This is a genomic window from Actinophytocola sp. (assembly GCF_035712165.1).
In the GTDB taxonomy this organism is placed as follows: Bacteria; Actinomycetota; Actinomycetes; order Mycobacteriales; family Pseudonocardiaceae; genus DASYTH01.
The window spans coordinates 1-11,984 of record NZ_DASTBH010000377.1; the positions used below are offsets into that span (position 1 = coordinate 1).

Genomic DNA, 11,984 nt, shown 5'->3' on the forward strand with positions numbered 1-11,984 from the left:
TTCGGTTTCGACGTCCCGATCGTGGAGCAGTACCTGTCGTTCTGGTCCGGGTTGTTCCGCGGTGACCTCGGGCTGAGCCTGTGGCTGTTCCCGCAGCCGGTGCTCACCGTGATCCTCGACGCCGTGCCCTACACGCTCGGCCTGCTGATCCCGGCGATCCTGCTCAGCTACTACGCCGGCAACAAGTTCGGCGCCTACGCCGCCCGGCGGCGGATCATGGACAACGCCGTGCTGCCGGTCTGGTACGTGTTGACCGCCACGCCGTACATGTGGCTGGCCATCCTGCTGGCCTGGGGCCTCGGTGTGGTCGCCGGAGTCTTCCCGGTCTCCGGCGGGTACAGCTTCCTGCTCGCCCCGTCCTGGTCACTCGAGTTCCTCGGCAGCCTGCTGGCGCACTGGTTCCTGCCGTTCCTGTCGCTGTTCCTGGTGGCGTTCGGCGGCTGGGCGATCGGCATGCGCAACCTGATCATCTATGAGCTCGAGTCGGACTACGCCCACTACCTGCTCTCCCTCGGCGCGCCGAGCAAGCTGGTGCGTGGCTACGCCTTCCGCAACGCCCGGCTGCCCCAGATCACCGGTCTGGCCCTGCAGTTGGGTGTGATCGTGGGCGGCGCGGTGGTCACCGAGATCGTCTTCTCCTATCCCGGCCTGGGCTACCTGATCCTCAAGGCGATCGAGAGCGGGGACTTCTTCCTGCTGCAGGGCGTGTTCCTGTTCATCGTGATCGGGGTGCTGATCGCCAACTTCATCGTCGACATCGTCTACGTCCTGATCGATCCCCGGACCAGGATCGGCGTGAGCGGAGGGAAACCGTGACCGGTCAGCCGGCCGAACCACCGGAGGATCCCGCCGAACTGCTCGGCACCGGGGTGCCCGGACCGGCGCCGGCCGCGGCCCGGGTGATGCGGACCGAGGTGCTGCACTACGCCAGGCGCAACGGAAAGCTGATCGGCGGGCTCGCCGTGGTGCTGGTGTTCGTCCTGCTCGGTCTGCTCGGCCCGCTGTTCACCGGGCCGAACCCGCTGGAGTACGTCGGCCCGCCGGCCCAGCCGCCGTCCGCGCAGTACTGGTTGGGCACCACCACGTTCGGGCAGGACGTGTTCAACCAGTTCGTGCACGGGCTGCGCGCCACGTTCTTCGTCGGGACCTGCGCCGGTCTGCTCGCGGCCGTCATCGGCATGGCGGTCGGGTTCACCGCCGGCTACCGGGGCGGCCTGGTGGACGAGGCGCTGAACATGCTCACCAACATCGTGCTGGTGCTGCCGGTGCTGGCCGTCCTGCTGGTGATCGCGGCCTACCTGGAGGTGCGCAACGTCGCGATCCAGGCGCTGATCATCGGGCTGTTCTCCTGGCCGTGGGTGGCCCGCGCGGTCCGGGCGCAGACCATGTCGTTGCGGTCCAGGGAGTTCGTCGATCTGGCCCGGCTGTCCGGCGCACCGGTGCGGCGCATCGTGTTCCGGGAGATCGCGCCGAACATGGCCTCCTACCTGTTCATGGTGTTCATCCTGCTGTTCGGCGGCGCGGTGCTGTTCGCGGCCACGCTGGACTTCATCGGGCTCGGGCCCACCGACGGGATCTCGCTGGGCCTGATGCTCAACAACGCGGTCAAATGGAGCGCGCTGCAACTGGGCATGTGGTGGTGGTTCGTCCCGCCGGGACTGGGCATCACCGCCATCGTCGGCGCGCTCTACATCATGAACGTCGGCCTGGACGAGGTGTTCAACCCCAAGCTGAGGGAGACGTGAGGCCGATGGGCCTACAGGTCACCGGACTCAAGGTCTACTACCGGACGCTGCGCGGTGACGTGCGGGCCGTCGACGACGTCACGTTCGGCGTGGAGGACGGCGAGATCATGGGGCTGGCCGGGGAGTCCGGCAGCGGCAAGTCCACCCTGGGCAAGAGCCTGATCCGGATGGACAGCCGGATGCGGCACGTCGCCGGCCGGGTCGACCTCGACCACAAGGAACTGCCCATCGCCGACGACGAGGACATGCGGGAGTTCCGGTTCAAGGAGGTCTCGCTGATCCCGCAGTACGCGATGAGCGCGCTCAACCCGACCCGGCGGATCGGCCGGATGATCGAGGAGCTGTTGCGGTCCCGCGGGATCCCGTTCGACGACGTGCGGTCCGAGCTGAACCGCCGGCTGGAGCTGGTCGGGCTGGACCCGGAAGTGCTTACCCGGTACCCGATCGAGCTGTCCGGCGGGATGCGGCAGCGCACCGTCATGGTGCTCGCCACGCTGCTCGACCCGTCGCTGCTGATCGCCGACGAGATCACCTCGGCGTTGGACGTGTCCACCCAGCGGGCGGTCGCCGAGGCGCTGGTCGGCTTCCGGGACCGGGGTTTCGTCGACAGCCTGATAGTGATCACGCACGACATCTCGCTGGTGTACCAGATCGCGGACACGATCATGGTGATGTACGCCGGCAAGCTTGCCGAGAAGGCGCCGACCGAGGTGCTGGTCAACACCCCCCGGCATCCCTACACGCAGGCGCTGCTCTCGGCGCTGCCCGAGGTCGGGGTGCGCTACGAGGGCAAGCGGCTGGCCGGGATCCCGGGTAGCCCACCGTCGTTGCGCAACCCGCCGGCCGGCTGCCGGTTCGCCGCGCGCTGCCCGCTGGCGTTCGGCAAGTGCGCCGAGGAACCGCCGTTCGTCGAGATCGAGCCGGGCCATTTCGCCGCCTGCTGGAAGGCGTCCTGACCATGCTGGAAATCAACGGGATCGGCAAGGTGTACCGGGTCGGCGTGCTGGGCAACACCCGGGTGAACGCCGTCCGGGAGGTCAGCTTCGCGCTGGGGCCAGGCGAGGTGGTCTCGGTGATCGGGGAGAGCGGTAGCGGCAAGACCACCCTCGGGCGGATGATCCTGCGGCTCACCCCGGCCAGCACCGGCACGATCACCTTCGCCGGCAAGGACATCGCCGCGCTGCGCGGCCGGGCTTTGAAGAACTACTACCGCGAGGTCCAGGGCGTGTTCCAGGACCCGTTCTCCTCCTACAACCCGGTGTTCAAGGCGGACCGGGTGTTCGCCATGATCAGGGCCGGGTACTTTCCCGGCCTGTCCGGGGCGGCCTGGCGGACCCGGGTCACCGAGGCGCTCGCTGCGGTCCGGCTGACCCCGGAGGCGGTGCTGGACAAGTACCCGCACCAACTTTCCGGCGGGCAGCTGCAGCGCATGCTGATCGCCCGGGCGCTGCTGCTCGACATCCGCGTGCTGGTGGCCGACGAGATCATCAGCATGCTCGACGCGTCGACCCGGATCGATGTGCTGAACCTGCTCGGCGACCTCAAGGAGCGCGGCCTCGCGATCGTGTTCATCACGCACGACCTGGCGCTGGGCAACTACATCAGCGACCGGACGCTGATCCTGCGGCGCGGCGACGTGGTCGAGTGCGGCGCGACCGGTGCGGTGTTCGGCAACCCGGTACACCCCTACACCAGAAGACTCCTGTCCTCGGTTCCCCGGCTGCACAAGAAGTGGGGTCAGGTCGCCGCCGAGCTGACCGAGCCGCCCGGCCGGTGTCCGGTGCATGCGAACGGATCAGCGGCCGCCCTGGTGGAGGTGGCGCCGGAGCACCAGGTCGCCTGCCTGGCCGCCGGCGCGGACCAGCCGTGCCCGGACGGCGTCACGGCCGGGCACGCAGATCGTTGACGCAGCGCAGCACCGGCGGTGCGGTGAGCGCGGTGGGGTCGAGCGGCTCGGTGGTGTCCACCCGGAACGTGGCGGAGTCCCCGGGCAGCAACGTGACCATCATGTCGTCCACTGTGGACGAAGGGTCGAGCCGGTCCGGGAACAGCGCGAGGTCGCGCAGCAGCGTGCCCGCCGTGACGGTGAGCTCCAGCCCGGTGCCGGTGGTGGTGATCCTGGTGTCGTAGCGGGGATCGGGCAGCGCCAGGGCGACGTCCTCGGCGAAGAAGTGATGCCGGGTGGCGCCGCCGCCGGACACCGTGAGCAGCTCGGTGGCCGGGTCGTCCGGCCGCCCGACCTCGTCCGGCAGGCGCAGCCGGACCGCCGCCCGGGGCGCCACCGCGAACTCCAGCGTCACCGACGCCTTCGGGTCGCCGGCGAAGGTGACCCGGGTGACGGCGAGCAGGCCGGACCAGTCCGCGCCGGTGTCGTTGACCGCCACCAGGTCCAGCCCGTCCGGTGCCGCCTGCACGGTGAGCAGCCGCTCGGCGAAGGCGCGCCGCACCGCGTACCACAGCGGTTTGCGCCGGCCGTCGCCGTCCACCGCCGCCCAGGAGATCACCGGCCAGCAGTCGTTGAGCTGCCAGACGATCGCGCCGGTGCACAGCGGGTGCAGCGCGCGCAGGTGCTCGACGCCGAACTGGACGGCCCGGGCCTGGTTGAGCTGGGTGGCCCAGTGCCAGTCGTCGAACCCGGCCGGCTCCGGCAGATGGCCGGCAAGGCCACGGCGCAGCTTTCCGGTGCCGTCCTCGGCTTTCTGCCGCTGGCGCAGGGCCGCCGAGCCGGGCTCGAACGGCGGCCGCACCGCCCGGGCCAGGGTGGCGTAGGCGGGCGGGCCCTGAAAACCGAACTCGGCGACGAACCGCGGCCGGTAGCTCGCGTAGTGCGTGTAGTCGTGGGTGTTCCAGACGTCCCAGATGTGCGTGCTGCCGTGCGCCGGGTCGTTGGGGTGCAGGTCCGCCCGGCCCGAGTAGGGGCTGCCCGGCCAGTACGGCCGGGTCGGGTCGAGCTCGGCCACGATGCGCGGCAGCACCTCGAAGTAGTACCCGGCGCCCCAGGTCCGGCCGTCGAGCCGGGGCGCCCAGTCCCAGTCCGCGTGGCCCCAGATGTTCTCGTTGTTCCCGGTCCACAGCACCAGGCTCGGGTGATGGGCCAGGGCCACGACCTGCTCGCGCGCCTCGGCCGCCACCTCCCCGGCGATCGGCTCCTCCTCCGGGTAGGCCGCGCAGGCGAACAGGAAGTCCTGCTGTACCAGGATTCCCAGCTCGTCGGCCAGGTCGTAGAAGTCCTCGCTCTCGTACCGGCCGCCGCCCCACACCCGCAGGCAGTTCGCCCCGGCGGCGGCGGCCTGGCGCAGCCGGGTGGCGTAGCGGGCGCGGTCGACGCGGTGCGGGAAGCAGTCGTCCGGAATCCAGTTGAACCCGCGCACCGACACCGGCCGGTCGTTGACCACGATCGTGAACGGGGTGCCGTCGGCGTCCGGCGTGGTGTCCAGCCGGACCGACCGGAACCCGATCCGGCGGCGCCAGCGGTCGAGCGGTCTGCCGGCCGCGTCGGCGAGCACCACCTCGGCGTCGTAGCGGGGCTGCGAACCGTGCCCGCGCGGCCACCAGCGCCGTACCCCGGGTATGCGCAGTTGCAGGGTCGCGGTGTGCTCGCCGGGCGGTACGGTCGTGCGGACGGTTTCGCCGGCGACCGTGGCGGCGACGGTCACGGGCGCGTCGCCGGCGCGCTCCAGTCCGATATGGAGCACGACGCGCCCGTCGTCACCTGCCACGGTCGCCAGCGGCCGGACCTGATCCAGCCGCGCGGTGCCCCAGGCGTGCAGTCCGATGGGTCGCCAGATGCCGGCGGTCACCAGCCGGGGTCCCCAGTCCCAGCCGAAGTTGCAGGCCATCTTGCGGATGAAGTTGAACGGTTCGGGGTAGGCGCCCGGCCGGTCGCCGAGCGTGTCCCGCAGCGCCTCGGCGTAGCGGTGCGCGGAGTCGAACCGGATCGACAGTTCGTTGGCGCCGGGACGCAGGTGCGGCCGCAGGTCGAACCGGTAGGAGCGGTGCATGTTCGCGGTGCGGCCGAGTTCGGCGCCGTTGACCGTGAGCGTGGCGACGGTGTCCAGCCCGGCGCAGACCAGGTCGGTGCGCTCCGCGCCACCGGGCGCCCAGTCGAAGCCGGTCCGGTAGATCCAGTCGGTCCGGCCGATCCACCCCAGCGTGTCCTCGTTCGCGTCGAGGTACGGGTCGGGGATGATCCCTGCGGCGAGGAGGTCGGTGTGCACGCAACCCGGTACGACGGCGGGCAGCGCGGGGGAGTCCGGTGGGTCGGCCCGGGTCACGGTCCAGCCGTCCCGCAGCGGGCGGTAGCTGCTCACCCCGGCGCTCCCTCGACCGTTTACTTAACCGGAAAAGTTCAGGTCAACGCTAGAGTTCACCGGCACGGGTGTCAACGTTGACAAACACGGTTCAGCGCACGGGCCGGAGCCGCGGCCCTACCCTTACGCTGCCGGTGCAGGGAGGTGACACATGAGGCGGCCGACGATCGCCGACATCGCCCGCCGGGCGGGGGTGTCCAAGGGCGCGGTGTCCTACGCGCTCAACGACCGGCCCGGTGTCTCGCCGCTCACCCGGCAGCGGATCCTGGCGATCGCCGAGGAGATCGGCTGGCGGCCCAACAGCGCGGCCCGCGCCCTGTCCGGCGCGGCGGCCAACGCGATCGGCCTGGCCATCCGCCGGCCCGCGCGCATCCTCGGCATCGAGCCGTTCTTCATGGAGCTGGTCAGCGGAATGGAGGGCGTGCTCTCCGAGGCCGGCTCGGCGCTGATGCTGCAGGTGGTCGGCGACGCGGAGACCGAGTTGTCGCTCTACCGGCGCTGGTGGGGGGAGCGCCGCATCGACGGGGCGATCGTGGTCGACCTGCGGGCCGACGATCCCCGGGTGGGTCTGCTGCAGGAGCTGGCTCTGCCGGCGGTGATCGTCGGCGGGCCGACCGGGGTCGGCACGCTGCCGCACGTCTGGGCGGACGAGGCGGTCACCGTCACCGAGACCGTCGGCTACCTGGCCGCGCTCGGCCACCGGCGGATCGGACGGGTCGCCGGCCTGCCCGAACTGCTGCACACCCGGCACCGGGACACCGCCTTCCGCGCCGCCGGGGGCACGTTCGGGGTGGACACCTCCGAGGTGATCTCGACCGACTACACCGGCGACGAGGGCGCCCGGGCCACCCGCACGATGCTGTGCGGGGCGTCCCGGCCGACCGCGATCCTCTACGACAACGACATCATGGCCGTGGCGGGCCTGTCCGTCGCGCACGAGATGGGCCTGGTCGTGCCGCGCGACCTGTCCATCGTGGCCTGGGACGACTCCCCGCTCTGCCAGGTGGTCCGCCCCCCGCTGACCGCGCTGACCAGGGATATCCCGGCCTACGGCGCCCGGGCCGCCGCACTGCTGCTCGAGGTGATCGCCGAGGCGGTGGGCGGCGAGGCCCGGCGCGCGAAGCGCCGTGGTGTCGAGGTCGCCCACCCCCGGCTCACCCCTCGGGGCAGCACGGCTCCGCCGCTGGCTTAAACGGTTAACTATTCGGGCTGAACAGGTCGACGGGGTTGCCGTCCGGGTCCACGACCACGGCATAGCGCTGCCCCCAGAACGCGTCCCACGGCGCCTTGTGGCCCTTGTGCCCGGCGCCGAGCAGCTCCTCGAACGCCTGGTCCACGTCGGCCGGCGTGTCCACCCGGAAGGCCAGCCCGATCCGCTGTCCCCCGGTCGGCGGCTGCCATTCGGGGTCGAACGAGCGCACCGTGGCGACCGTGTCCCAGCCCAGCCGCAACCCGCCGGGCAGGGTCACCTCCACGTGCGGCTCGGTGTCGGCCGAGGCCGGGATGTCCAGCCCCAGCAGCCGGTAGAACGCCAGCGACGCCGCCATGTCCTCGACCACCAGCCCGAGCATGTCGAACCTGGGATTTCCTGAGATAGCCATGGCCCCAAGCTATCCCGGCCGGGCCGCGCGGTCTTGAAGGAATCGGACATCCTCACACCCCGGCGGCGGCCAGGCTCGGGGAGCGGGACACCAGGACCGTGCGCAGGTAGAACCACCAGGTGAGCACCAGGCACATCCCGTACCCGGCCAGGAAGACCAGCAACGCGGTGGTGATCGAACCGGTGCGGCTGATCGACATCCCCAGGCCGCGTGGGATGAGGAACCCGCCGAACGCGCCGACCGCGGAGGCCAGCCCGATCACCGCGGCGGCGCGGGTGCGGGCCAGGGCGAGCGCCGGCTCGGACGGGGGTCCCGCCGACGTGCGGGTCGCCTCGGCCCGGAAGATGGCCGGGATCATCCGGTAGGTGGACCCGTTGCCGACCCCGCTGACCACGAACAGGAACAGGAACGCGGCGAGGAACAGCGCGAAGGACCCGGTGCCGAGGCTGGCCAGCACGCCGGTCACGCCCAGCCCCATCAGCAGGAACACCGCCGCGGTCACCCGGGCGCCGCCGAGCCGGTCGGACAGCCAACCGCCTGCCGGCCGGGACAGCGAACCGACCAGCGGACCGAGGAACGCGATGGCCGGGCTCGCGCCGGAACCGGTGAACTGCAGGCTGATCAGCAGCGGGAAGGCCGCCGAGTAGCCGATGAACGAGCCGAACGTGCCGATGTAGAGCACCGAGATGACCCAGGTGTGCTTGCTGCGCAAGGCGGTGAGCTGGGTCGCCATCCGTGCCCGCACCGCGGGCAGGTCGTCCATCAGCAGGGCGGCGCAGATCGCGGCCAGCACCACCGGGACCAGATAGAGCAGCGCCGCGTTCTGCAGGTACAGCCCCGGCGCCTGCGGGTCGCCGAGCAGCGCCACGCCGATCACCACCGGCACCGCCACCTGCACCACCGCCACCCCGATGTTGCCGCCCGCGGCGTTGACGCCCAGCGCCGAACCCTTGTGCCGCTCCGGGTAGAAGTAGGAGATGTTGGCCATGCTGGAGGCGAAGTTCCCGCCGCCGAACCCCGCCGTTGCGGCCGCGACCAGGAACATCCAGTACGGCGTGCCGGGCGTGGTCACGCAGTAGGCCAGCAGCAGCAACGGGATGACCAGCACCGCCGCGGAGAACACCGTCCAGTCGCGACCGCCGAACCGCGCCACCGCCGCCGTGTAGGGCAGCCGCAGGAACGCGCCGACCAGGTTGGGCACCGCGACGAGCCAGAACAGCTGGTCGGCACTGAACGGGAAGCCGGCCTTGGGCAGGTTGACCGCGACCACACTCCAGATCAGCCACACCGAGAACCCGAGGTGCTCGGCGAAGATGGAGAACACCAGGTTCCGCCGGGCGATCCGGCGTCCGGTGTGTTCCCAGTAGTGGATGTCCTCAGGGTTCCAGTCGGAGATCGGCGCGCGCATCTTTCACCTGCTGCGGTAGACGACATAGGGACGGGTGAGGTAGGTCAACGGGAGGCTGAACACGTGCACCAGGCGGGTGAACGGCCAGCAGGCGATGAGCAGCCAGGCGGTGACCGCGTGCGCCTGGAACCAGAACGGAGCGGCGTCGACCGCGGCGACGTCGGGTTGCAGCATGAAGATCGACCGGAACCACGGTGCGACCGTCGCCCGGTAGTCGTGGCCGCTCCCGGTCAGCGTGATCCACAGCCCCATCAGGACAACGGCGGCCAACAGCGGGTACATCACCAGGTCGCCGACCGGTCCGGAGCGGGTGACCGCCCGCACGGTGAGCCGGCGGTAGACCAGGATCGCCAGGCCGGTGACCGTGACGATGCCGGCCAGCCCGCCCAGCCAGAACGCGGCGGCGTGGTACACCGAGTCCGACACGCCCAGCGCCTCGGTCAGGCCGGCCGGTACCAGCAGCCCGCCGGCGTGGCCGAGTGCCGTTGCCAGCAGACCGAAGTGGAACAGCGGGCTGCCCAGCCGCAGCAGGCGCTGCTCGTGCAGTTGGCTGGATCTGGCGGTCCAGCCGAACTTGTCGGTGCGATAGCGCCACACGTGCCCGACCACGAAGACGGTGAGGCAGACGTAGGGCAGTACCGTCCACAGCGGATTGGTCATGAGCGCTCACCCACCGGGATGCCGACCTGCTCGGTCGGCGGGCCCTCCGCGGCCAGCCGGCCGGCGGCGGCCAGGTCGTCGGGTCCGGGCGGCGGGAGGCTCGCCCGCACGGCGCGCACCGCGTAGGAGTACGGAGAGCCCAACTCCGCCAGCGCCCGCCACAGCAGCTCCAGACCCGGCCGGTGCTCGATCAGCAGCCGGGTGGCCGGCGCGACCTGGCCGGCGGCCGAGAACTCCAGCACGACGGCCAGGTGGTCGGGCAGCTCATCCGGCGTGACACGCAGGCCGGCCGCCTGGTAGCTACGCCGGAACCGCAGCAGCGCCAGCCCGCGCATCCGGGTGTCGCCATGCGTGTAGTAGCTCAGGTACAGGCAGCACCTACGGCGCAGGTCGAACGTCTCGACGTAGTGCGCCTCCGCCGTCGCCAGCGCCACCGAGTCCAGATAGGACAGTGTGCCGCCGAGCGGCTCGCCGAGCGGTGCCGGCAGGGTCGCGGCCGCCGCGCGCAGCGCCGGCAGCCTTTCCAGCAGTTCCTCGTCCGGATAGCTGAGCACGGCCGAGGCGATCAGATGCGTCAGCCGCAGGTCCCGCTCCGCGATCATGGCGTGGTCCGTTCCGGGAACAGGCCGGCGGGCCGGTCGCTGCCGTTCCAGGTGAACAACTCGACCGGGCCGGCGCCGCCCATGCCCGGGCCGCCATCACCGTCGAGCGAGCAACCGCCCGGTGCATCGGTGGGTTCGGCGTGCGCGTGCGGGATGACATAGCGGTCCTCCGCCTTCGCCACGGCCAGCAGCCGGTACATCTCCCGCATGGCGGTTCCGGTCATGCCCACCGCGGCCGGGATGGTCTCGTCCGGCTCGGCGCCGAGGTTGATGTCCCGGAGGTAGGACCGCATGGCCACGAGCCGGCGCAGCACCAGCCGCACCGGCTCCGGGTCGCCGGCGGTGAACAGCCCGGCCAGGTACCCGATCGGGATGCGCAGCGCTTCGACGGCGGCGAACAGGTTTCCGGCGTTCTCACCGTCGAAACCGGTGTCCCGCACCGCGTCCACGATCGGCGACAGCGGCGGGATGTACCAGACCATCGGCAGCGTGCGGTACTCCGGATGCAGCGGCAGGGCCAGCCCGTAGTCGAAGATGAGCCGGTATATCGGAGAACGCCGGGCGGCGGCGATCCAGTCGGCCGGAATGCCGGCGCGTTCCGCCGCGGCGGCCACGGCCGGGTCGTGCGGGTCCAGCAGGACCTGTTTCTGCGCCTCGTACAGCTTCTTCTCGTCCGGCTCCGAGGCCGCGGCGAGCACCCGGTCCGCGTCGTAGAGCACGACACCGATGTAGCGCAGCCGGCCGACGCAGGTCTGCGCGCAGACCGTCGGCATACCCAGCTCGATCCGCGGGAAGCAGAAGGTGCACTTCTCCGCCTTGCCGGTGTGGTGGTTCAGGAACACTTTCTTGTACGGGCAGCCGGTCACGCACATGCGCCAGCTGCGGCAGCGGTCGGAGTCCACCAGCACGATCCCGTCCTCGGCGCGCTTGTACATCGCGCCGGACGGGCAGGAGGCCACACAGGACGGGTTGAGGCAGTGCTCGCAGATGCGCGGCAGGTAGAGCATGAACGTCTGCTCGAACTCCAGCCGGATCCGCTCGGACACCGACCGCAGCACCGGATCGTGCACGGCCAGTTCCGGCCCGCCGCCGAGGCTGTCGTCCCAGTTGGCGCTCCAGGTGATGTCCGTGGGCCCGCCGGTGGTCAGCGACACCGGCCGGGCGGTGGGCAAGTCGTCGCCGGCCGGCGCGGTGATCAGGTTCTGGTAGTCGTAGGTCCACGGCTCGTAGTAGTCGCGCAGCGCCGGCAGGTGCGGGTTGGCGAACAGGGTCAGCAGCCGGCGCAGCCGGCTGCCGGACCGCAACGTGAGCCGGCCGCGCCGGGTCAGCTTCCACCCGCCCTGCCACCGGTCCTGGTCCTCATAGGTGCGCGGGTAACCCTGACCCGGCCGCGTCTCCACGTTGTTGAACCACGCGTACTCCATGCCCGGCCGGTTGCTCCAGGCCTGCTTGCAGGTCACCGAGCAGGTATGGCAGCCGATGCACTTGTCCAGGTTCATCACCATCGCCATCTGCGCCATAACTTTCATTGCCGCCTCCCCGGATTTTCTATGCGGCCGTTGCGCTGGCAGCGACATCTCGCCAGATCCGGTTGATGGTGGTCGGCCGCCGTCACGTTCCCCTGAGGTTCCGTTGGTCGGTGGGCATTTCCCTCAACC

At 70.9% G+C, this 11,984-nt stretch carries 11 protein-coding genes; 5 read left to right on the forward strand and 6 right to left on the reverse strand.

What is annotated here, in order from left to right:
• The 4 genes from VFO68_RS20795 to VFO68_RS20810 all read left to right on the forward strand — a co-directional run.
• On the forward strand, nt 1–816 hold an 816-nt coding region (locus tag VFO68_RS20795; protein ID WP_325160010.1), incomplete at its 5' end, for an ABC transporter permease.
• The gene (locus tag VFO68_RS20800) at nt 813–1,745 is read left to right on the forward strand and encodes an ABC transporter permease (protein WP_325160011.1); all 933 of its coding nucleotides are present in this window, start codon (nt 813–815) and stop codon (nt 1,743–1,745) included. The genes VFO68_RS20795 and VFO68_RS20800, both read left to right, overlap by 4 nt.
• Nucleotides 1,746–1,750: 5 nt before the next feature.
• A complete protein-coding gene (locus tag VFO68_RS20805) occupies nt 1,751–2,701 on the forward strand; it encodes an ABC transporter ATP-binding protein (protein WP_325160012.1) in 951 nt (316 codons plus the stop codon).
• A 2-nt stretch (nt 2,702–2,703) separates the two neighbouring features.
• Complete coding sequence (locus VFO68_RS20810) at nt 2,704–3,651, forward strand: ABC transporter ATP-binding protein (RefSeq protein WP_325160013.1); 948 nt, start codon at nt 2,704–2,706, stop codon at nt 3,649–3,651.
• On the opposite strand, the gene VFO68_RS20815 is transcribed toward VFO68_RS20810, so the two are convergent.
• The gene (locus VFO68_RS20815) at nt 3,626–6,055 is read right to left on the reverse strand and encodes a glycosyl hydrolase 2 galactose-binding domain-containing protein (protein ID WP_325160014.1); all 2,430 of its coding nucleotides are present in this window, start codon (nt 6,053–6,055) and stop codon (nt 3,626–3,628) included. The genes VFO68_RS20810 and VFO68_RS20815 overlap by 26 nt on opposite strands.
• Before the next feature lie 151 nt (nt 6,056–6,206).
• Here VFO68_RS20815 and VFO68_RS20820 point away from each other — a divergent pair, with 151 nt between their 5' ends.
• Entirely contained in the window at nt 6,207–7,247 is a 1,041-nt protein-coding gene (locus VFO68_RS20820) for a LacI family DNA-binding transcriptional regulator (RefSeq protein ID WP_325160015.1), read from the forward strand.
• Between the two features lie 4 nt (nt 7,248–7,251).
• Here the strand turns inward: VFO68_RS20820 and VFO68_RS20825 are convergent, their stop codons facing one another.
• Genes VFO68_RS20825 through narH form a run of 5 tightly spaced genes read right to left on the reverse strand, consistent with a single transcriptional unit; the run spans nt 7,252 to nt 11,855 of the window.
• On the reverse strand, nt 7,252–7,656 hold the full coding sequence (locus VFO68_RS20825) for a VOC family protein (protein ID WP_325160016.1): 405 nt from the start codon (nt 7,654–7,656) through the stop codon (nt 7,252–7,254).
• 52 nt (nt 7,657–7,708) lie between these two features.
• A complete protein-coding gene (locus VFO68_RS20830; protein ID WP_325160017.1) occupies nt 7,709–9,064 on the reverse strand; it encodes an MFS transporter in 1,356 nt (451 codons plus the stop codon).
• Between the two features lie 3 nt (nt 9,065–9,067).
• Entirely contained in the window at nt 9,068–9,724 is a 657-nt protein-coding gene (narI, locus tag VFO68_RS20835) for a respiratory nitrate reductase subunit gamma (protein ID WP_325160018.1), read from the reverse strand.
• The gene (narJ, locus tag VFO68_RS20840; protein ID WP_325160019.1) at nt 9,721–10,326 is read right to left on the reverse strand and encodes a nitrate reductase molybdenum cofactor assembly chaperone; all 606 of its coding nucleotides are present in this window, start codon (nt 10,324–10,326) and stop codon (nt 9,721–9,723) included. The genes narI and narJ overlap by 4 nt, the downstream gene beginning before the upstream one ends.
• On the reverse strand, nt 10,323–11,855 hold the full coding sequence (gene narH / locus VFO68_RS20845) for a nitrate reductase subunit beta (protein ID WP_325160020.1): 1,533 nt from the start codon (nt 11,853–11,855) through the stop codon (nt 10,323–10,325). The genes narJ and narH overlap by 4 nt, the downstream gene beginning before the upstream one ends.
• Nucleotides 11,856–11,984 lie beyond the last annotated feature (129 nt).

Coding starts and splice junctions, on each gene's coding strand:
- VFO68_RS20805 (WP_325160012.1), top strand. CDS start 1,751: ATGGGCCTACAGGTCACCGGACTCAAGGTCTACTACCGGACGCTGCGC.
- VFO68_RS20810 (WP_325160013.1), top strand. CDS start 2,704: ATGCTGGAAATCAACGGGATCGGCAAGGTGTACCGGGTCGGCGTGCTG.
- VFO68_RS20820 (WP_325160015.1), top strand. CDS start 6,207: ATGAGGCGGCCGACGATCGCCGACATCGCCCGCCGGGCGGGGGTGTCC.
- VFO68_RS20825 (WP_325160016.1), bottom strand. CDS start 7,656: ATGGCTATCTCAGGAAATCCCAGGTTCGACATGCTCGGGCTGGTGGTC.
- VFO68_RS20830 (WP_325160017.1), bottom strand. CDS start 9,064: ATGCGCGCGCCGATCTCCGACTGGAACCCTGAGGACATCCACTACTGG.
- narI (WP_325160018.1), bottom strand. CDS start 9,724: ATGACCAATCCGCTGTGGACGGTACTGCCCTACGTCTGCCTCACCGTC.
- narJ (WP_325160019.1), bottom strand. CDS start 10,326: ATGATCGCGGAGCGGGACCTGCGGCTGACGCATCTGATCGCCTCGGCC.
- narH (WP_325160020.1), bottom strand. CDS start 11,855: ATGAAAGTTATGGCGCAGATGGCGATGGTGATGAACCTGGACAAGTGC.